The 20442-nt window shown below is 65.7% G+C and carries 16 protein-coding genes; 7 read left to right on the forward strand and 9 right to left on the reverse strand.

What is annotated here, in order from left to right; genetic code table 11:
• Positions 1 to 23: 23 nt before the first annotated feature.
• Together H289_RS30325 and H289_RS31800 are read right to left on the reverse strand one after the other, a co-directional pair.
• Complete coding sequence (locus H289_RS30325; protein ID WP_020100858.1) at positions 24 to 6701, reverse strand: BTAD domain-containing putative transcriptional regulator; 6678 nt, start codon at positions 6699 to 6701, stop codon at positions 24 to 26.
• Between the two features lie 71 nt (positions 6702 to 6772).
• Positions 6773 to 7222, reverse strand: a complete 450-nt coding sequence (locus tag H289_RS31800; RefSeq protein WP_020100859.1) for a MarR family winged helix-turn-helix transcriptional regulator — start codon at positions 7220 to 7222, stop codon at positions 6773 to 6775.
• A 37-nt stretch (positions 7223 to 7259) separates the two neighbouring features.
• Between H289_RS31800 and H289_RS0111070 the strand changes: the two genes are divergently transcribed.
• Positions 7260 to 8072 carry an amidohydrolase family protein gene (locus H289_RS0111070; protein ID WP_029105086.1) on the forward strand — a complete coding sequence of 271 codons (813 nt, stop codon included), beginning with the start codon at positions 7260 to 7262 and terminating at the stop codon, positions 8070 to 8072.
• A 71-nt stretch (positions 8073 to 8143) separates the two neighbouring features.
• Here the strand turns inward: H289_RS0111070 and hchA are convergent, their stop codons facing one another.
• The 3 genes from hchA to H289_RS0111085 form a co-directional block, all read right to left on the reverse strand.
• The gene (gene hchA / locus H289_RS0111075) at positions 8144 to 9043 is read right to left on the reverse strand and encodes a glyoxalase III HchA (protein ID WP_020100861.1); all 900 of its coding nucleotides are present in this window, start codon (positions 9041 to 9043) and stop codon (positions 8144 to 8146) included.
• A 117-nt stretch (positions 9044 to 9160) separates the two neighbouring features.
• Positions 9161 to 9649: a MarR family winged helix-turn-helix transcriptional regulator gene (locus H289_RS0111080; protein ID WP_020100862.1), complete on the reverse strand. Its 489-nt coding sequence runs from the start codon at positions 9647 to 9649 to the stop codon at positions 9161 to 9163.
• Positions 9650 to 9807: 158 nt separating this feature from the next.
• Positions 9808 to 10812: a bile acid:sodium symporter family protein gene (locus H289_RS0111085; protein ID WP_029105087.1), complete on the reverse strand. Its 1005-nt coding sequence runs from the start codon at positions 10810 to 10812 to the stop codon at positions 9808 to 9810.
• A gap of 71 nt (positions 10813 to 10883) precedes the next feature.
• On the opposite strand from H289_RS0111085, the gene H289_RS0111090 reads away from it, so the two are divergent.
• On the forward strand, positions 10884 to 11738 hold the full coding sequence (locus H289_RS0111090) for a LysR family transcriptional regulator (RefSeq protein ID WP_029105088.1): 855 nt from the start codon (positions 10884 to 10886) through the stop codon (positions 11736 to 11738).
• Positions 11739 to 11752: 14 nt separating this feature from the next.
• Here the strand turns inward: H289_RS0111090 and H289_RS0111095 are convergent, their stop codons facing one another.
• Positions 11753 to 12631: a TIGR03620 family F420-dependent LLM class oxidoreductase gene (locus H289_RS0111095; protein ID WP_020100865.1), complete on the reverse strand. Its 879-nt coding sequence runs from the start codon at positions 12629 to 12631 to the stop codon at positions 11753 to 11755.
• Positions 12632 to 12772: 141 nt separating this feature from the next.
• Entirely contained in the window at positions 12773 to 13237 is a 465-nt protein-coding gene (locus H289_RS0111100; protein ID WP_020100866.1) for a MarR family winged helix-turn-helix transcriptional regulator, read from the reverse strand.
• Positions 13238 to 13392: 155 nt separating this feature from the next.
• Here H289_RS0111100 and H289_RS0111105 point away from each other — a divergent pair, with 155 nt between their 5' ends.
• The 3 genes from H289_RS0111105 (at position 13393) to H289_RS0111115 (ending at position 14946) form a co-directional block, all read left to right on the forward strand.
• Entirely contained in the window at positions 13393 to 13815 is a 423-nt protein-coding gene (locus tag H289_RS0111105) for an organic hydroperoxide resistance protein (protein ID WP_020100867.1), read from the forward strand.
• A 73-nt stretch (positions 13816 to 13888) separates the two neighbouring features.
• Entirely contained in the window at positions 13889 to 14437 is a 549-nt protein-coding gene (locus H289_RS30335; RefSeq protein ID WP_051128455.1) for a DUF1097 domain-containing protein, read from the forward strand.
• The gene (locus H289_RS0111115; RefSeq protein WP_196810016.1) at positions 14434 to 14946 is read left to right on the forward strand and encodes a DUF6130 family protein; all 513 of its coding nucleotides are present in this window, start codon (positions 14434 to 14436) and stop codon (positions 14944 to 14946) included. Before H289_RS30335 ends, H289_RS0111115 begins: the two co-directional genes overlap by 4 nt.
• Before the next feature lie 102 nt (positions 14947 to 15048).
• On the opposite strand, the gene H289_RS0111120 is transcribed toward H289_RS0111115, so the two are convergent.
• Positions 15049 to 16398: a hypothetical protein gene (locus tag H289_RS0111120; RefSeq protein ID WP_020100869.1), complete on the reverse strand. Its 1350-nt coding sequence runs from the start codon at positions 16396 to 16398 to the stop codon at positions 15049 to 15051.
• A gap of 219 nt (positions 16399 to 16617) precedes the next feature.
• Between H289_RS0111120 and H289_RS0111125 the strand changes: the two genes are divergently transcribed.
• The gene (locus tag H289_RS0111125; protein WP_051128470.1) at positions 16618 to 17475 is read left to right on the forward strand and encodes a helix-turn-helix transcriptional regulator; all 858 of its coding nucleotides are present in this window, start codon (positions 16618 to 16620) and stop codon (positions 17473 to 17475) included.
• On the opposite strand, the gene H289_RS0111130 is transcribed toward H289_RS0111125, so the two are convergent.
• Positions 17472 to 19580, reverse strand: coding sequence for an acyl-CoA dehydrogenase family protein (locus H289_RS0111130; protein ID WP_020100871.1), 2109 nt, complete (start codon positions 19578 to 19580; stop codon positions 17472 to 17474). The two genes, H289_RS0111125 and H289_RS0111130, sit on opposite strands and share 4 nt — an antisense overlap.
• Before the next feature lie 255 nt (positions 19581 to 19835).
• Between H289_RS0111130 and kstR the strand changes: the two genes are divergently transcribed.
• The gene (gene kstR / locus H289_RS0111135) at positions 19836 to 20441 is read left to right on the forward strand and encodes a cholesterol catabolism transcriptional regulator KstR (protein ID WP_177127349.1); all 606 of its coding nucleotides are present in this window, start codon (positions 19836 to 19838) and stop codon (positions 20439 to 20441) included.
• Position 20442: the final 1 nt, after the last annotated feature.

The following is a 20442-nucleotide window of genomic DNA, read 5'->3' on the forward strand; positions in this document are numbered from 1 at the left end:
GGGCTGATGTGTCGCCATCGAATTCACGCTCGACCGTCAGTGAGTTGGTCCAAGCGTGCGAGCGCGGCGTCGAGGTTCGTCTCATCGTAGATTTCTCCACGACTGATCAAGTTGCCTTCGGTCGCGAGAACGTCGATGACTCGCCATTCGGCGGAAAGGCCCTCTGGCGAGGTTCCTTCCACAGCCACAGTGACGACGGCTCCGCAACCACTCAGTCGATGCACCGCCTCGATGCAGATTCTGACGTCCGGGATCATTTCCAGAACCGAATGAAGGGACGCAGCGAGCCCAACTGCCTCCATCGAGACGAGCGATCGCCGATCGATGTAGGCCGGATCCGGCGTCGTCGTGGGAAGTTCGTGCCGATTGAATCCGGCGACAGAGTCGGCAATCGTCGACCAGATCTGCGCATGGGCAGCGGCTTCACCCACGAGGTAACGAGCCTCGAGTTCTTGGAACGCGGCGTCGAGGTCGTCGATGTCGAACGAAACGACTGCGGTAATAAGGCCGCTCATATTGATCTCGACGACGGTCAACGTCTCGACGATGATCTCTTGCGACCGGTCACTGCCCGAAAACCGGTTACGACTGAGAACCAGGCGTTCACCGCGAATCGCCATGACCTCGGCCGTCAGGCTCCCCCCGAGATCGGCGATCACGCGCAAGTTCTCGATATCGGCATCCCGGCCGCGGCGGAGTCCGGCCCCGACCACGCGCCGCCAATCGTCGCCGCAGTGCTCTTCGCTCAGCACCGACACAATGCCGTCCCAGTCGCGGGCGGCGAAGTAGGCGATGAAGCGTCCATTGGCCCGGCTCGCCGCGTTCTCCAGTCGCGGTGTTGGCCGGCTCAACTCGTCGAAGCGTGCGAGGGCGGCTTCTAGGTCCGTCTCATCGAAGATCTCGGCGCGGCTGATCAACTCACCGGCGGTCAGGTAGATGCAGACCATCCGCCATTCGGCGCAAAAGCCCTCTGCCGAAGTCCCTTTCAGGGTTTGGGTCACCACCGCGCCGAGTCCGTTCAGTCGGTACACCGCGTCAATGGAAGCGCGGGCATCGGATACGACATCGAACACCGCACCGACAGATGCTGCCATTTCCACCGCCTCTGTCGACACCAGAGATCGCCGGTCGATGTGTACCGCATCCGGTGTGGACGTGGGTAATTCGTGTCGATTGAAAGCGCCGTTGGCCTGCTCGATCACCGACCAGACCGCGGCATGAGCGCCAGCGTCACCGGCCAGGAAACGAGCCTCAAGTTCCGCGAAGGCGGCGTGGACCTCTTCAGGATCGAAGGTCACAAAGGCCGCAATCCGTTCGGCAACATCGATTTCGGCGACGATCAGCATGTTGGCATAGAACGGCTCGGCTTCGTCCATGGTGCTCGCGAAGCGAGCCAAGATCAGCGCGAGCCGCTCGCCACGGGTAGCGATGATGCGCGACGTCGACAGTGTCACCGCGAATTCGGCGATCGCCCGCATGTTGCCCGTGGTGGCTTCGCGTCCTCGAAGCACCCCGGTACCGATCAGCGCGCGACGATCGTCGAGTACCACGTTCTCTGCACACATTTCGGCCATCGCCGCCCAGTCGCGGGCCCCGTACGAGCTGAAGTAGCGCGCATAGACGTGGCTGGCCGTGTTCTCCAAAGGTCTTGTCTGCACATGTAATTCCGCGAAGCGCGCCAGTGCGCCGGCGAGGTTGCCCTCATCGAACATCTCGCTCCGGTTGAACAGTTCACCATCGATCGTCATGAGGTGGATTTCGCGCCACTCGGCCTCGAAGCCATCGCGGGATGTGCCGCTCAACGCGTGGGTGATGACCGCCCCATCGTCAGCCAGCTGGTGTACCGACTCGATGCGGAAACTGATGTCCGGCACCTGTTCCCAGGCGAGGACGGTGTACTCCTTGATGCCGCCCGGGACGAATGACGCGATCAGCCTGTTGTCGATACTCACCATATCGACTGTCGTGTCGGGTAATTCGTGCCGATTGAGCGCGTCGTACGCACGGAGAACTGTCGACCAAGAGTGCGCGTGCGCAGCCCCTTCACCGGCAACATAGCGGGCATCGAGTTCAGCGGTTGCAGCGTCGACATCCTCGAGGTCGAAGGTTATCTTCGCCACTATCAATCCGTCGTCGTCGACTTCGGTGATCTCCAGTGTTTCGACGCAGAACGCCGCAGGCCCGGTGCGACGTTCTTCGAATCGCATGTGGCTGAGGCAAAGACGATCACCGCGCAGGGCGAGCGTCGTCTTCGTGACAGTGACATCGAAAGCTGCGATGGAACAGATGTTCTCGACCGCAGTCGAGCGCCCCTTGAACTCGCGTTGAACACCACGCCGTCTGTCATTGAGCAGGGTGTCCTCGGTGAACAGCGCATCAATCTCGTCCAGGCGACCGTCACCGAATAGCAGGATCAGTCGATCGTCCGCTTTGGTCGCAGCGTTCCCCTGCACAATGCCGGGTCGGTACCCCTCACGCCGGGCGTACCGGGCGTCGAGTTCGGCAATCGCGGCGTCCATGTCCTCCGGGTCGAACCACACCTGGAATATGACCCGACCCTCGGAGTCGACACCGTAGACCTGAAGAAACTCGTCTTGCGGCGCCCCAGCGCTCACGTCGGCGGTGCCCGCCCGCACGCGCGCGAGCGCCAGACATTCACCACGCACAGCGATGACATCGTGGGCCACCCGCATGGCCCCTGACTCGAGATCGCGCCGCGTCTGGCGTGTCACCTCAGGCAGGGTGAAGTCACCGCGCTTGAAACCGACAAGTTTTCGCCGGCTCTCAACAGACGCGTCGGGGGCGACCAGCCTCTCGAATTCGTCCCAGTCCGCACGGTCGTGAGCGGCCATCACGCGTTCGCTCAGGAGGACCGCTGCCGTGCGCACCCCGACAGTGGGCGGTTCAGGTTCGGCCGGAGCACTCGGGCGGCCAGGGTCGTCAAGGAGCCCGCGTGCTCTTTCGGCAAGCACCGCAGCACCTTTGCGCTCGTACAGACCTGCCGCCCGTTCAGCTGCCGCGCGCGCCCCCGCGGTATCACCGGCAGCCTTCAGAACCCCTGCCAGGCAATCGCACGCATCACCGTGATCCACCAATGCGTCGGTGCGTTGGGCGAGCGCGACAGCGGCCTCGGCCGTTTTCCGAGCCTCGGCGTGCTCCCCGCAGCGCGACAGCAGCTGCGCCCGCAGGGTCCGCCAGGCGATCGACGATTTGAATGCGTGGCCGGCACGCCGCTCGCTCTCCGTGCATAGTTCGTCAGCCTCGACAACTCGGCCGAGCATCAGGCAGGTGCGGCCCAGCAGGGCAGCCGTCTCGGCGATGTCGAGGTCCAGCCGCAGACGCCGAAATCCGTTGTAGGCCTTACGCAGAAATGGCTCGGCAGCAACCGGATCGCCACTGACCAGCTCGACGATACCGGCATGGTGCTCGACCTCTAGGCCCGCATGACGCAGCCCCAGTCCGTTAGCGGTGCGGCGGGCAGAGTCGATCATGCGCCGTGCTGCAGCGCTCCGCCCACGGAACGCCTCGAGCACTGCCTGACACCGCATCGAGGTGGCCTCGACCGCGGGCGATTCGGTCGTGATGCGCAGCAACCGAATCACATCCAGACACCGTCCACCGGCCCGCGGGACGGGGTTGGGCCCCCACAGCGCGGCCAGCGGCGCACCCGCCAGGACCGCGTTGACCCGGCGGTGATCACCTGAACGACGGGCCGCGGTCAGCGCCTCGTCAAGTGCCACCTCGCTGTCGCCGATCCGGCCAAGTCGGGCCAGGCACGCGGCACGGACGGTGTGCGCCTTGGCTTCTCCGGCGGCGTCGTTCAGTTCACCCAGCTTTCGGGCCGCCCCGTACAACGCCGATTCAATCTCGTCCAATCGCTCGGGGTGCGTCAGCATGGACAGCTGACCGTCGAAACACGTCGCCCAGGCCGCCCGGCGCGGGGAATCGACTGTAGCCGAATGCAATTGGGGCACCACGCTGGCGGCCGACGCCACGTCCCCCGCCGCCAGCAGAGCCTCGCAGCGAGCGATCAACAGGTCGGCAACCTGGTCGTCCCGGTCCGCCACTTCGTCGTCGAGTTCTTCCAGGGCGTGCAGGGCACGGTCGTACAGGTCGGCGGCACCCTCATACGCGAGCCGGGTCATCGCCTGGTCCGCCGCCAGACGGCAGTATTCAATGGCCTTGACGGCGTTGCCCGCCCACGCACATTCGAAGTAGTGGTGCGCCAGTTCGCCGAGCAGTTCGTCGTCCGCGCCAGGCTGGTCCTCCAGGGTGACGGCGATGCGCTGGTGCAACCGCATACGCCGCACCGACGGCAGTTCGGCAAGCAACGACTGCCGGACGATGGCGTGGTTGAACCGGTAACAACCGCCTGGCTCCTCGATCACGATGCCGGCGTGGCACGCCTCGTCGAACGCATCGATCAGGTCGTCTCCGACAACCTTCTCGACAAGATTCACGTGAAACCGACTCCCGATGACGGCGGCCGCGGCAAGCGCTTTGTTGGTCTCCGCGGGCAGGCGGGACAGCCGGCGGCTCACCGCTTCACGGACGCCCTGTGGCAAGGTACTCGGATCCCAATGGCCGCCGCTCTCCTCGACATGCCGTAGTGCCTCGATGAGGAAGAACGGATTGCCGCCGGTTACCGAGGCCAACGCCCGAGCCAGTTCTTCATCGTCGTAGCCGGTCTCGGCGACGTACGCCGTCACCTCGTTCACATCGAGACCACTCAGCGACAGGCGACTGGCCGTCCCGTCCCTGTTGAGGTCGGCGAGCATTGCCGCCAGCGGGTGAGACCGGTCCAGGTCGGTACTGCGATACGTCCCGACAATCTGCACGCGGGCGTGGTCGCCGAACCGCAGGAGATGCCGCAACAGCAGCAGCGTGGGCTTGGCCGCCCAGTGCAGGTCGTCAAGGATGAGCACCACCGGCGTACTCGCCGAGGCCACACCCATCACCGCGACGACAGCGTCGAACAGCGCGTAGCGCTCGGTGTCCGGGTCGGCACGGGTCGGCGCCGCCACATCGGGCAACACGTCGGCCAGACCAGGCACCAATGCCAGCAGCGCTTCCACGCCACGCAGCCCCCGTAGCCGGTCGGCCCCGAGACACGGCACCAGCGCGCGCAGGGCTTCGGCGAACGGCTGGTACGGCGCGCCGAGGTCCTCATCGCAGCGGCCGTAGATGACAAGGGCGCCTTGGTCATACGCCTGGCGTGACCACTCCCCGGCCAGGCGGGTCTTGCCGACCCCGGGTTCGCCGGCGATCAGCACCGAGTTCGCGGTCCCGGCGAGTGCGGTCTGCCACGCCGTGAACAACCGCTCCAGTTCGACGCCGCGCCCGACGAACGGACCGGAACCGGTCAGCACCGCAGGTAGCGCCGGGCGCTCGATCGAGGTCTCGGTGGTCGGCGGTTCGGGCGTGCCATCGGTGACGTCGCGACGGAGCTCGAAGACGTGCTCGGGGCGAGCCAGGTTCTTGAGCTGTCGCATTCCCAGATCGGCCAAGGCCACATCATCGGACAGCGAATCGATCACCAACTCGGCCGTCGCTCCGGAACACAGGATTTGGCCGCCCTCGGCGATCGACCGCAACCGGGCCGCCCGATTCACCGCCCGGCCGAAGTAGTCGCCATCGCGAAGCTCCGCCTCCCCGGTGTGCAGCGCCACCCGGATCCGCATCGGATCGACCAGCGCCCAGCCCTCGGCGGCCATGGCCTGCTGCAACTCGATGGCGGCCGCGGCAGCCGCCGATGGGCGATCGAAAACCGAGAACGTGGCGTCGCCCTCGCCGCGGGTCTTGATCAGCCGCCCGCCGTGCGAGGTGACGATCTGCCCGACCAGCTCGTCGTGCCTGGCCAGCGCCACCGCCATGGCGTCGGCATCGGTCTCCCAGGCGGCCGTCGACCCCTCGATGTCCGTCAACAGAAAGGTGACCGCCCGCGTGACCGACGGAACATGCTGCACCGCAGGCACTTCCAGTGAGCCGTCTTGCGCGACGATCGCCGCTTCGAGTCGGCGCAGGCCTGGTCCGGGGTCCACTCCGAGCTCATCGGCAAGCAGGGCCCGCGCCCGCCGGTAGGCACCGAGGGCTTCGCCCTGCCGGCCTGCGCGGTAGAGCGCGAGCATCAGCTGTCCCCAACGCCTTTCACGCAACGGCGCCTCAGCGACAGCGGCCTCGAGCTCGCCGATGATCTCGGCGACGCGGCCCGCGGCCAGCAGTGCATCGGCCCGATCCTCCACCAATGCGGCGTGGCTCTCGATCCATCGCGTCTTTTCCGATGTGCCGCGTCGGCCGTCGGGCAGTTCGGGGATGCCACGCCAAAGGGCGACCGCCTCGTCGAAACGGACGACGGCCTCGACGATGTCGCCAGTGGCCACGGCGTCGCGGGCCGATCGGGCGGCCGATTTGTACCGGGCGGCGTCGACTTCCGACTCGGCCAGCGTCCACCCTGCGCCCTCCGTCAGGATCAATCCGACGCCCAGTACGCGGCGCAGGGCCGAGATGTGGGTCTGCAGGGCCTTCGCGGCGGTACGCGGGGACTCGTCTCCCCAGAGCAACTCGAAGAATGCGTCAGCCGACACGACGGAGCCGCAGTGCAGCCCGAGCATCGTGAGGATCGCGCGCGGCTTGGCGCCCGGGATCGTGACGGGCGTACCGTCCCGCCGGACCTGCAGAGGTCCCAAAACCCCCAGCTCCACGGCTTGAAGCGTAATCACATCCGTCATCGTCGGTGCGGCGATTCAACGCGGAGTCAAGGTTTGGTCAAGGCTTATCGATCGTCGAGCAGATCACTCAGCCGCTGCAGTGCATCGACGACGCCGTCGACCTCGTCGACCCCGATGGCCTCGTCGATGTAACCGTTGACGGTCGCCAGCGCGGCCTCCAGTCGCCGGAGCGCGTCGGTGCCGGATTCGGTCGGCCACAACTCCCAGGCCCGGCCGTCGCTCTGACTGGCCCGGCGTTCGATGAACCCTGCGGTCTCCAGCCGGCCGACCATGGCCGTGACCGCCGATTCCCGCTGGCCGAGTTGTGCCGCGATGAGCGACTGTCGACACCCGGCGTGGTTCTCGATGAGCATGAGCGCGGCGGCCTGTGCCGTTGTGATGCCGGCTTCCTCGGCGAACAGCCGGTCGGCCGTGGTGCGCAGCCGCTGCGCGACGGTCTGCAGCTGGAAGTACGCCCGCCGCTTGCCTGCCGGTGACCTGTGTTTCGAAACCACCCTTGCATTATTACTTCACTAGTGAAGTAATTGAGGCATGACACGAGTAATCGACGCGTGGTCCCAGCAGCCGAACGAGTTGTTCATGCGTCAGCCATGGCTGCGGCCGCTGCTGCGCTGGACCCGCCAAGAAGACCTGCCGGCCCTGCCCATCGACGTCACACTGAAGGCGATGGATGACGCCGGCGTCGAGAAGTCGTTGCTGTGCGCGTGGTTCGGGCCGCATGGCGCATTGATCGACAACGACGAGACGGCGGCGCACGTGCGCGCGCATCCCGACCGGTTCGCCGGCGTCGCCTCCGTGGACCTCACCCGACCGGTCGACGCCGTCCGCGAATTACGCCGGGCGGTAACCGATCTGGGCATGGTTGCGCTGCGCGTGGTCCCCTGGCTGTGGAACCTGCCACCCAACGACCGCCGCTACTATCCACTGTTGCAGGCCTGCGTCGAACTCGGCATCCCGTTCTGCACACAGATCGGGCATACCGGCCCACTCTGTCCGTCCGAGCCCGGCCGGCCGATCCCCTACCTGGAGACGGTCCTGCTCGAGTTCCCGGAACTCGTGGTCATCGGGGGCCACGTCGGCGCACCGTGGATCGACGAAGTCCTGTTCCTGGCCAAGAAGTTTCCGAACTTCTACATCGACACCTCGGCCTACGCCACGCATCGTCTACCCGCGGCGCTCGTGGACTACATGCGCGGATCCGGCCGCAGCCGAGTGCTTTTCGGGACCAACTGGCCGATGTTGTCGGCCGAGCGGTGTCTGGAGCGACTGGACGATCTATGCCTCGACGCCGAGGCGCGCGACCTCTACCTCGGCGGGAACGCGGCGCGGGTTTTCGGGGTGTGACAGTTCGGCCGAGGCGGGCGAGATGATCTGCGGCAACGAATCACCCGCTGCCGCAGATCAAATGCCTCGCGTCAGGACTTCGCGTCGGTTCCATCGAGCGACCGGACAGCGCCCACCAACGCATCTGCTGCCAAGATGCCGAGATTGTTCGATGCCAACGGGCTGTCACCGGTGAGCAGCTTGCGGTCCTGGTGGACCTTGCCCGTCATATCCTCATTCACGATGGTCAGCCCCTGCTTGGCGAGCAGGTCGGCGACCAGCCACCGCAAATGCCCTGGCAGGTAACCGATCTCGAGATTGGGACCCTCATCGAGCGCATCGGGGAACACACAGACCGAATAGCCCTTGAACGGCGAGACCTTGCCGCCCTGCCCGACGGACAACAATGCGGCCGGGCCGTGACACAGGGTGACGATGAACTTGTCATTGGCCAACGCCCATTCCAGCGTTTGTGCGACCGCCTCGGCGGCCGGCAGGCCGACAACGGCCCCATGCCCGCCGGGAATGAAGACCGCGATGTAATCCGAGTCCGCGCCCAGCTCGTTGGCGACGACGTCGGCGAGCTTCTTCGGTTGCTTGAGCTTCGGCTTGAGCGCTTCGTAGGTCCGCAGGACCGCCTCATCTTCGCCCGGCATTGCCCACAATTCGAGTTTCGCCGGGTACCCGGCGACCGTGGCGACGTCGACATCGAAGCCGGCCGCCATGATGTGATGCAGAGGAAGGAGCATCTCGACCGGATGATTGCCGGTGGAGAACATCTTGTCGTTCTCGCACAGCACATAGCGTTCCTCGGTGGCGATCATGAGCACCTTCCACCTGCCCCCGGTGTAGGCGTTTTCATGCTTCACGCCGTCGAAGTCCGTCTTCGACTGGGTGTATTGACTCAACGAATACGGCGAGGGCAGAAATGCGTTGTCCTCGACCGGATCTGGCGTGGGGTCCTTGCTGAGATCAGCTGGATTGTGCGGCATGTCGTGTACCCGTTTCCTTTGCGGTATCGCGGATCCTGGGACCGGTGCCGGCCCCAGTTTCAGGTGCGGCGGCTATTTCTCAACCGCCGACCTCTCGGTACCGGGTCGCCTCTAATCTCAAACGTCTTCGCTGGAAATGGCGCGTACGCTGGTCTCGTCGCGCGCCTGGCGGGCCACCCGCGACAACAGCGACCTGAACAGCGACTGCTCCTCAGGATCCAACGCCGATAGCACGGCTTGTTCTGCCGGGCCGACCTCGTCCCGTAACCGCTGGAACGTTTCGACTCCGCGCGCAGTGGCGACGACCTTCCTGGCCCGACGGTCCGCCGGGTCCGGCTGCCGTTCGACCAGTCCGGCCTTCACCAAATCATCGATGACGTACGGCAGAACCGTACGGTCGATGCCCAGGTACTCCGCCATCTGCAATTGATTGGGCAAGCTCTTGCAGATCACGGTGTAGAGCACCTGGTACCCACGCTCGCCGCGGGGCAGGTCGGCAACACGCGGCTGAACCTGCGCCCGGTAATGGCGCATCAGCATCGCCGCCGACCAACCCAGATCGCAATCGGCCTCCTCGCCGTTTACCGCATCTTCCGTTGAAGCCATGGCCTCGACATTAGAGGCCCCGGTAGAACGACCATAACCCAATAATGAGTTGTGATGCAAATCAGTTGTAGAACATACTGTTTTTTATCCGGCGACAGCTATCGGTTCCCAGGAGGTTATTCACTCGCGCGGCACACCCGAGCGTGCCGCTGCTGGTATCAGCGCTGCGCGGCCGCGAGCTCTTCTTCCGCCGCCTCGGCGTCGGCCTGCCGCCCCCACCGCCCGGCCAGCATCGCGCAGGTGATGAGCTGAATCTGGTGGAAGATCATGAGCGGCAACACGATCAGGCCGATCGGATGTCCGGCGAACAGCACAGTGGCCATCGGCAATCCGGTGGCGAGGCTCTTCTTCGATCCGCAGAAGACGATCACGATGCGGTCGGCGCGATCGAACTTCAGCAGCCGCGCCACCCCGGCGGTGATGCCGAGCACCACGGCGAGCAGCACCACGCTGACCGCGATCACCGCGAGCACGTTGGTGACCTTCATTCCCGTCCAGATGTGTTCGGCCATACCGGCACTGAACGCCGCATAGACGACGAGGTAGACCGAACCGCGGTCGACGACCTTGGTGAGCGTGGTGTGCGCCAGCACGCGGTGCAGCCTGGACCGCAACAGCTGGCCGGCGACGAACGGCAGCAACAGCTGCACGACGATCTCGAGGACCGAGTGCACCGACACCGTGGCGGCGCCGGTGGTCTGCATCAGCAGGGTCACCAACAACGGGGTGAGGAAGATGCCCAGCAGGTTCGACGCCGATGCACTGACGACGGCCGCCGCGACGTTGCCGCGGGCGATCGAAGTGAACGCGATGGATGACTGCACCGTGGACGGCAGCAGGCACAGATACAGCATGCCGACGTAGAGATCGTCGGTCAGAACCGACGGCACGAGCACCTTCATCGCCAGCCCGAGCAACGGGAACAGCACAAAGGTCGCCGCCAGCACCGTGGTGTGCAGCCGCCAGTGCTTCAGCCCTTCGAGCGCCTCGCGCGGCTCCAGGCGGGTGCCGTACAGCAGGAACAACACCGCGATCGCGACTTTTGTCGCCGTCTCGACCGCCTGGCCGGCGTCGCCGCGGGCGGGAAGCAGCACGCCGATGGCCATCGCGGCGAACAGCCCGAGCAGGAAGCCGTCGATGCGGAGCTTGGCGAGCAGGTTCACCGGAAAAACGTACTGCCGCCGCAACTCATAGCGCCAGGCGATATATCCGATATCTCTGAACGGATATTGTGATCAATATGTTGGACCCCGAACTGCTGCGCACCTTCCTCGCGGTAGATCGCGCCGGCGGATTCACCGCGGCCGGCCGCCTGCTGGGCCTGCGCCAGTCGACGGTGAGCGGGCACATCGCCCGTCTGGAGCAGGCCGTCGGCCGCGAGCTGTTCCGGCGCGACACCCGTAACCTGGCCCTCACCGCCGACGGCGCCGCGATGGTGGGGTTCGCGCACGACATCTTGGACGCGCAGACCAAGGCCGACCGCTACTTCTCCGAATCCCAACCCACGGGCCTCATCCGGCTGGGCGCCTCGGACGATCTGGTCGGCCGCATGCTCTCGGATGTGCTGGTCGAGTTCCGGCGGTCCTACCCCGGCGTCGACCTGGAACTGGTCGTGGGCCTGAGCGAGAACCTGAAAACCCGCATGGCGGCAGGCGAATTGGACCTCATGGTGGCCAAACGACTGCCCGGCGAACAACACGGCGAACTGCTGTGGCGCGATCGCCTCGTGTGGGCCGGCCGCCCCGGGCCGACCGACATCACCGACCCGGTGCCGATCGTGACGTACCCGCCGCCGAGCCTGACCCGGCACATCGCACTACGCGAACTGGAACGCGAGCGCCGCAGTTGGCGCGTCGCGTGCGTCAGCGACAGCCTGCTCGGCCTGCAGGCCGCGGCACTCGCCGGGCTCGGCATCATCGCGCACTCCGAATCGGTTCTGCCACAGGGACTTCAACCGATCACCGACAGCCGGCTACCGAACCTCGGCCACCTGGAATTCGTCCTGCTGCACCGGCGGAGCACGCCATCCGACGCCGAGATCGCGCTGCACGACGCCATCGTCGCCGGCGCGCACCGCATGCGGCGCTAGCAGACTCGACGCGGTCAGGGCAGGATTTCGAGTGCGTCGGCAAGTGTTTCGTAAGTCCGAAATATCGCGTCGTCATACACCTGAAGCAGCACATCCGGCATGGCGTCATACGGGGTTGACTGCTCGCCAATGACCTGAATCTGCACGTGGTCAGCACCCGCATCCAGGTGCGCTCGCAGGCCACGAACAATCTCGGCCGGTGTACCGTGCAGCGCCAGAGCGTCGATCAGACGGTCACTGCCGTTCGCGGCAAGGTCCTCGTCGGCAAAACCCAACCTACGCAGGTTGTTCCGATAGTTCACCAGACCCAGGTACGGATGCTTGATGCGAGGCCGCGCCAGGTCGCGGGCATGGGCTGCGTCGGTGTCGAGGACCACCTTGTGTTCGGGTGCAAGGAATTTCCGGGGACCGAGTGCCGCACGGGCCCGACGAGTATGCTCCGCCGTCACCAGATAGGGCACCGCGCCACCGGCACGATCATGCGCGAGCTGCATCATCTTCGGCCCGAGAGCGGCCAGGGCGCGCCGATCCCGGGGCAACGAACAGGCGTCCAACTCATCGAGGAAGGACCGCATCGCCGCCATCGGCGTGCCATAGCCGACGGTCTGCTCGGGATGCCCGACGCCGATCCCGATCAGCAGTCGATCCGGGAATTTCTGTTCGATACGTCGATACGCTTCGACAAGCCGCTTCGCATCCCCGTTGTAGACGTTATAGATGCTGGTGCCCACGACCAGGCGTCGCGTTGCCGCCAGAAGGTCGTCGATCCCGCTGAGATCTACATCCGGGCCGCCGAGCCACACCGCTGAATACCCAAGCTGCTCAATCTTTTCCGCCATTTCCGGTGTGGTTACGTGGGCGGGCTGCCACAAACCGAATTGTCCGATGTCCACGTCAGCCTTTCGATTCGATGAGGTCGCCTGGACATCTTGGCGTGTATTTTCTGGACTTACGAGTCCATTACCTTACGTCGCCGAATCTGCAGATCCGAGCGCTGACAGGCGCGCCGCCGCCACTGGGGACTCGCCTCGAGGTCACCGTGAGTGCGTCTGCGCGTGCTCGCGAAGGTTGTCGCGCAGAGTGACTACAGCCTTTTGCAGCTTGTCGAACTCTTCGGACGGCAAGCCGGTCGCTGCCACCAGGTTCATCGGCAGGGCCTTCTCACGCAGCGCCCGGCCCGCGTCCGTGAGGCTGACGATGACCTGACGCTCGTCGGACGGATCGCGCTGGCGGCGCACGTACCCCTGGGACTCGAGCTTCTTGAGGATCGGCGTCAGCGTGTTCGACTCCAGGAACAGGTTTTCGCCCAGGCTGCGGACGGTTTGATGATCGTTCTCCCAGAGCGCGACGATGGCGATGTACTGGGTATATGTGACGCCGAGCTCGTCGAGGATCGGCTTGTACGCCTTGCCGTAGGCGAGATTCGCCGAATAGATCGCAAAGCACATGAAGTCGGCAAGCCGGGGACCGGCGGCCTCAGTTGGGCGCTCGACAGTCATCGACAACTCCTGACGCTTTCAGTGACATCCGAAGCGATTCTATCGGATGCGATTCAATCGGATGGGTTGACATCTCGACGCCTTGCGATAGTCTCATCGCATCCGAGTTAATCGGATGCGATTAATCTTCGACCTTCGTCCCCAAGGAGCCACACATGAGCACCAGCACCCACGACGCCGTCCTCTACACCGGCAAGACCCACACCACGGGCGGCCGTGACGGACACGCCCAGAGTTCCGACGGACGGCTCGATATCCGCCTCGATCCCCCGGGCAGCAATCGGGCCGGCACCAATCCCGAGCAGCTGTTCGCGGCGGGATGGTCCGCATGCTTCATCGGCGCAATGCACATCGCGGCCGGCAAGACGAACGTCAAACTGCCCGCCGATACCGCTGTCGACGCCGAAGTCGACCTCTGCAACATCGACGGCGACTACTTCCTACGGGCGCGCCTGAACGTCAGCCTGCCCGGCGTCGAGCGGGACACGGCCCTGGCCATCGTGGAGGCCGCACATCAAACCTGCCCGTATTCCAAGGCCACCCGAGGCAACATCGACGTCGCGCTCAGCGTGGCCTGACCAGACTCGGCCCCACACCGAAATGTCAACTCCACCAACGGAAGCCGCACTGACCAACCACCAGGAGACACACGTGAGCATCACCTCAACCGGCACGGCCAGAATGCCCGCGATCCCGTTCCACTCCATCACGCTGGTAGTCGCCGGCGTCGCGGCCGTCGTCACGTTCGGTACGAATTGGGCGATGCTCTCGGCTCCTGCGATGTTTCTCGGCTGGGTCGCCTACGGCGTCACCGGCGAAACCGTGCGTCACCGCTATGCCAATCTGGCGTCGTACGTGGTCGGCCTGGCCTTCGGCGCCGGAACGACCTTGGTGATCAATCGTCTGCAGCCATCACTCGGTCTGGCCGCCACCGGCATTGCGATATTCGCCCTGGTCGCCATCGTCATGTGTCTGCGAGCGCTGCCCATGTTTCAACTATCCGCCCGCATACTTTCTCGGCATCACCAGCTTCTTCTATTCGGGGCACCCGCCGACCGTCGCAACGGTGATCGTGCTCGGCACGGCGGGAGCGGTCGGAGCAACCGGCGCAGCACTTTCCGACTACTGTCAGAGCCGCTTTCTCGCCCGGTGAATCACCGCATCCGCCGGTGTCAGAAAATTCAGAAGGGAAACGAATGACGAAGCTGCCGCGCCTCATTGGCTGTGCGGTCATCGCGGCCACTGCGGGGCTCATCGCATCATGTGGCACGACCGTCGAGAGCTCGGACCACGCGAGTCACGAGAGTTCTTCTCCCCCCACGACTTCGCGCGCCGCCGGAGGACCCAGCGCCGCGGACGTGCTCGGCCCTCCGGGAGTGGTGCCGCTGACCGAGCCGCAGCCGCCAGCCAAGCTGATCGTCGATCCGCCAGTTCCCGAGGCTCTCGCCAAAGGGCAGGTATTCATCCAATACCGCGCCGAAAACCTGCGCATCGAACCGGTTTTCGGCCCCGAGGCACTCAAGGTGACTCCGCGCATCGGCCACATCCACGTCGTCGTCGACGGGGCCCCGTGGCACTGGGCGGACGCCAGCGGTGAACCGGTGATCCTGGTCGGCTTGCCGCACGGACCGCACAAGGTGGAGATCATCCTCGCGGATGCCAACCACCATCCGCTCGACCACGTGGTCACCGATTTCGTGGTCCCCTGACCTGAGGCGCGGCTGGTGCCGCATGCGACACCAGCCGAGATCGACGAAATGGTCGCTCACCGAAGGGCTTTCGCAACCATTTCGCCGATCTCGTCCCCCCATCTAACCCGCGTTGGCTGACTGCTGCGTCGACGACGCCTTCTTCGGCTGCTTGGCGACCTTTGGCGCCTTCGGGGTCTTCTGCGCCTTCGGTGCCTTCTCGGCCTCCTGCCCATTCCCGGCCGGCTTGTCCGACTTATCCGACTTGCCTGCCGCATCGGCGTCAGACGAGGTTGAACCTGCCGCCTTGGTCCCCGACTCGGACGTGGTGGTGTCGTTGTGAACCGGTTTCGTGGTCTCGACCTTGACCGGTTCGGCCGACACCGGGTCGGCAGCGGGCGTCGACACCTCCACCTTCACCGGCTCCGTCTTCACCGGCTCGGCAACCTTCACCTGTTCCGTCTTCGGAGTCTCCGCCTCGGTCGCGACCGGGGTTACGGTCTTCGGATCTGCCTTGGCCACAGGCGCTTTGGCTTTCTCCGGAGCTTCCTTCACTGTCGCAGCCGTGTCCACCGCAGCGGTGGTCTCCGACGCCAGCGCCTTGCTGGCCGAGGCCGGCACCGCGGCCGGGCCATCCACGGTCGCCGCCACCGGAGCCTCCGGAGCCGGCGGCTTGATGGCATCGGCAATCGTCTTGAACCCCTGCATCACCGCGGCGACGACCCCGAACGACCCGAAGATGCCGTACACGCCCTTACTGCCTTCGCCCCACCCGTTCAGCACGGCCCCTGTCAGGTTTGCCGGAGCATTGATCAATTCGCTTGCGGCGGTGACGATATCCCCGACCTTGGCGGCGTTGTAGAAGTTCTGAGCGATGTCACCGAAGGCGTCGGTAGCTTGGTACATGGTGTTCAGCACCGCAAACCCCACCTGGGCGATAACCGGGGTGAGCGCCTTGACCACGTTGGCGACGTTCTGTGTGACCTGCTGCGGGATGTCGAGCCCCAGAACCGGGAACATGACGCCGACGACGCCGTTCACGAAGATGCCCCAACCCGACATCACCGCATCGGAGACCTGGCCGGCAGCCAGCTGCTGTGCCATGGTCCGCAGGGAATCAGGGACGGTGTTCGCCCAGTTGATCAGACCCTTGGCCATGCCCTGGCCGATCGTCAGGATCTGGTTCGCGTACCGGATCTGATTGGCGATCACCTGTTTCGCGAGGGGGAACGGGTCGGCAGCGAACGCCTGCCCCAGCTTCCCGATGTCAGTGAGCGTCGTCGTCAGCACGTCACCCCACACCGCGAGCGGGTTGACGAACCCGGTGAGGTCCACGGTCCGGGTCGATGCGACGGTCGTCGGCGCCGGTAGGTGAAGGTCCGGCGACGGAATCGTCAGCGGACTTAGAGCGATGACGCCGGCGGATGCCAGCGCGATCCCCGCAGTCGAATATCGGCGCAACTCGAATGCCATACGTTCTCCTTGGACTCTGAGGTGTCAGCACTTCTGGCCGCGCAGACGGTAGTGACCAAGCCGAAAACAAACATTCAAAATCTGCAACAAGTTCTAATTTCTGCTCACCACGGTATTGACGCTCTCGACGATTTCTCACAGGATTTTCGGAGAAAACTCTCCTGAGCCGCTGGCCCGGGGCGCATGATCATGGCCAAGCTGGACATTCGGAGGTTCGGCATGGCACTCAAGCCATGGAATGACGACCGCCCCATGACGCCCCGCATCGTCGTCGGCGAGAGGTCCGTCGACAGTCGCGGCATGTCGCTGCGATTCGCCACCGAGCGCATCGAGCAGCCCGCCGACTGGTGCTGTCACGATTCGAGTCGCCATCTGATCTACGTCCACCGACATGGCGAACTGCGATCCATGGAGACCAACCTGGACTGGGGCCCGACCGATCGCACGCTGCCGCGCATCGGCGATACCTGGGTGGTACCGGCGGGCGTGCGCTGCACCTCGGTCGTCACGGGAGACATCTCGGGCTTCTGCGAAATCTCGATACCCGAGAACGCACTCGGCGAGGTGGTGCACGTCCCGCGGCGCAAGCATCACGATCCGCTGATCCTGCAGCTGGTGACCAAGATTCGCAGCGTCGCGGGCCGCGACGACGCGCTCGCCCGGCTGCTGCTCGACTCCGCCGGCGAGACACTGCGATTGCTGATCCGGGACACCTACACGACGACGCCACCGGCCACGGAATCCGAGCGTGACACCCTGCCCCCGTCGGCGCGCGAGTCGATCGTCGAATTCCTGGAGACCAGCCTCGAAACCGACATCAACCTGGAATCGCTTGCGCACCTTGCCCAGATGTCCGTGGCGACGTTCATCAAGGCATTCCGCGGTGCGTTCCACACCACGCCGTACCAGTTCCTGCTCGACCGCCGCATCGACCGCGCCAAGACGCTACTGTCGTCGACCCGGTTGTCGATCACCGAAATCAGTGCGGCGGTGGGGTTTTCGACGCCCAACCACTTCGCCACCACATTCCGGCAGCGCGTCGGCCTGACCCCGAGGGACTTCCGCAGGGGCCGCTAGCGCGGCAGGCCCAACAGGCGCTCGCCGGCCACGGTCAGCAGAATCTGTTCCGTGCCACCGGCAATCGACAGGCAGCGGGTGTTGAGGAAGTACCGGACGTCGGGCGAATCCTCGATGCCCGAACCGTCGTGGGCATCCATGATGGTCTCGGCCAGCGTCTGGCGGTAGCGCACGCCGATCAGCTTGCGCACGCTCGACGGCGCACCCGGATCGTGGCCACCGACGGCCATCTGCGCCGTCAACTGATCCAGCAGTGAACCCACCTGGGCCGCAACGATAAGTGCGCCAAGGCGTTCCGATTCGGCGGCGTCCAACTCGCGGTCACCGAGCACGTCCAGCAGGTGCTCCATGCCCTTGTCCAGGGCGCCACCGGCGGCCATGGCGACGCGTTCGTTGGCCAGCGTGGTGCGGGCCAGGGCCCAGCCGCCGTCGACGGGGCCGATGACGCAGTCGTCCGGCACGAACAGGTCGTCCAGGAAGACCTCGTTGAACAGCGCCTCGCCGGTGATCTCGCGCAGCGGACGGATGTCGATGCCGGGCGAGCTCATGTCGACCACGAAGTAGGTGATGCCCTTGTGCTTCGGCGCGTCAGGGTTGGTGCGCGCCAGGCAGATCCCCCAGTTGGCGCGGTGCGCGTTGGAGGTCCACACCTTCTGGCCGGTGAGCTTCCAGCCACCGTCGACCTTGACGGCCTTGGTGCGCAGGGCCGCCAGGTCCGAGCCGGCGCCGGGCTCGCTGAACAGCTGGCACCAGTACACGTCGCCGGTCAGCGTGCCGGGGATGAAGCGGTCGATCTGCTCGGGGGTGCCGTGCCCCAGGATGGTCGGCGCGGCCCACCAGCCGATCGAAATGTCCGGGCGCACAACGCCTGCGGCGCTGAGCTCGTCGTCGATCACGAGCTGCTCGCCCGGCGACGCGGCACGGCCGTACGGCGCGGGCCAGTGCGGCGCCATCAGCCCGGCCTCGGCCAGCGCGGCCTGATGCTTCTCGACGGGCAGCGCGGCGATCTGGGCGACGGTGGCGGCGATCTCGGGACGGATCGTCTCGGCCGCACCGGTGTCGACGTGCAACTGGCGACGCAGCCCCGAGCGGGTCAGCGCCGCCACGCGGCGCAGCCACGTGCCGTGGCCACCGAGAATCTGCGCGGTGGCGTACGCGCGCCGCAGGTACAGATGGGCGTCGTGCTCCCAGGTGAAGCCGATGCCGCCCAGGACCTGAATGCAGTCGCGCCCATTGTGTTTCGCGGCGTCGATGGCGGCCGCGGCAGCCACCGCGGCGGCGATGGAGAGTTGCGTGGCGTCGCCTTCGACGGCGGCCTCGGCGACGTCGCTCGCGGCGACCGCAACCTGCTGCGAACGCAGCAGCATCTCGGCGCACATGTGCTTGACGGCCTGGAAGCTGCCGATCGGCTTGCCGAACTGCTCACGCACCTTGGCGTAGTCGGCGGCCGTCTCGAGCTGCCAGCGGGCCAGGCCCGCGGCCTCGGCGGCCAGCACCGTCACGGCCAGATCGGCCACTGGCGCGTCGAGGGCGGTCGCCGCGGCGCCGGCCAGCTCGACGCGGGCCAGCGGGCGTGAGAAGTCGGTGGCCTCGAGCGGCGTGACGGTGACGCCGGCCACGGTGGCGTCGACGAGCAGCCAGACGTCGCCTGCGGGCAGGATCAGCAGGCCGTCGGGCAGGGCGCCCAGGACAAACTTGGCGGTGCCGGTGGCGGTCTGCCCGTCGAAGGCGATGTCGGAGCTCAGGGCCAGGCCTGCGGTGCGCTGCCCGGAGGCCAGCGCCTCCAACAGCCCGGCGTCGGTGATGACGAGAGTTGCCAGGGCGGTGGTGGCGACGGGGCCGGGCACCAGCGCCGCAGCGGCTTCGTCGACCATCACGCACAGGTCGGCGATGGACCCGCCGGCGCCGCCGAGGTCCTCGGGCACCGCGACGCCGAAGGTCCCTAGTTCGACAAGACCGTCATACGGGCCCCGCCAGGCGTCAGCGCTATTCTCCTCGGCAGCGCGGACCGCGGCGATCGAACCCGACGCGACAGCCCAGCTACGGACCATTTCGCGAACCTCGGCCCGCTCCGCATCGACGGTTGTGGAAGTGATGGACACCATGCGCTCCTAGCGTTTGGGCGAGAAGAACACGCTTCTCACTAGAACGTGTTCTAATGGTGACAGCAATCAGACGTCAAGTCGATCGCCATTACAGCAGGACACTTGGGTGTCCCGGGGCGCCTGGAGGTGGGAAATTACCGATCACTTTGCGTATCGTTTTCACCCAATGCGCTACCCGAAGGAGCTGACCGCCGCATGCCGACGCCAGCAACACCCGAGTCCGATTCCGCTGTTCGCCCGAGGGAGGTGACGACCATGGCTGTACTCGCCGAATCCGAGCTCGGCTCCGAAGCGCAGCGCGAGCGGCGCAAGCGCATTCTCGATGCCACCCTGGCGATCGCCTCCAAGGGCGGCTACGAGGCAGTTCAGATGCGTGCGGTGGCAGAACGTGCCGACGTCGCCGTCGGCACGCTGTACCGCTACTTCCCGTCCAAGGTGCACCTGCTGGTGTCGGCGCTGGGCCGCGAGTTCGAACGCATCGACGCCAAGACCGATCGTGCCGCGCTGACCGGTGGCACGCCGTACCAGCGGCTCAATGCGATGGTCGGCAAGCTGAACCGGTCGATGCAGCGCAACCCGCTGCTGACCGAGGCCATGACGCGTGCATTCGTGTTCGCCGACGCCTCCGCGGCCGGTGAGGTTGATCACGTCGGCAAGCTCATGGACTCGATGTTCGCGCGCGCCATGAGCGAGGGCGAGCCCACCGAGGACCAGTACCACATCGCCCGCGTCATCTCCGACGTGTGGCTGTCGAACCTGCTGGCCTGGCTCACCCGACGCGCCTCGGCCACCGACGTGAGCAAGCGGCTCGATCTGGCGGTCCGGCTGCTGATCGGTGACGGGGAGCACCCTAAAGTCTGAC

This window comes from Mycobacterium sp. 360MFTsu5.1 (assembly GCF_000383495.1).
In the GTDB taxonomy this organism is placed as follows: Bacteria; Actinomycetota; Actinomycetes; order Mycobacteriales; family Mycobacteriaceae; genus Mycobacterium; species Mycobacterium mucogenicum_B.

Excerpts from the sequence above, each read along its gene's own strand:
- H289_RS0111070 (WP_029105086.1), top strand. The coding sequence starts at position 7,260 with ATGACACGAGTAATCGACGCGTGGTCCCAGCAGCCGAACGAGTTGTTC.
- hchA (WP_020100861.1), bottom strand. The coding sequence starts at position 9,043 with ATGCCGCACAATCCAGCTGATCTCAGCAAGGACCCCACGCCAGATCCG.
- H289_RS0111080 (WP_020100862.1), bottom strand. The coding sequence starts at position 9,649 with ATGGCTTCAACGGAAGATGCGGTAAACGGCGAGGAGGCCGATTGCGAT.
- H289_RS0111100 (WP_020100866.1), bottom strand. The coding sequence starts at position 13,237 with ATGACTGTCGAGCGCCCAACTGAGGCCGCCGGTCCCCGGCTTGCCGAC.
- H289_RS0111105 (WP_020100867.1), top strand. The coding sequence starts at position 13,393 with ATGAGCACCAGCACCCACGACGCCGTCCTCTACACCGGCAAGACCCAC.
- H289_RS0111115 (WP_196810016.1), top strand. The coding sequence starts at position 14,434 with ATGACGAAGCTGCCGCGCCTCATTGGCTGTGCGGTCATCGCGGCCACT.
- H289_RS0111120 (WP_020100869.1), bottom strand. The coding sequence starts at position 16,398 with ATGGCATTCGAGTTGCGCCGATATTCGACTGCGGGGATCGCGCTGGCA.
- H289_RS0111125 (WP_051128470.1), top strand. The coding sequence starts at position 16,618 with ATGGCACTCAAGCCATGGAATGACGACCGCCCCATGACGCCCCGCATC.
- H289_RS0111130 (WP_020100871.1), bottom strand. The coding sequence starts at position 19,580 with ATGGTGTCCATCACTTCCACAACCGTCGATGCGGAGCGGGCCGAGGTT.
- kstR (WP_177127349.1), top strand. The coding sequence starts at position 19,836 with ATGGCTGTACTCGCCGAATCCGAGCTCGGCTCCGAAGCGCAGCGCGAG.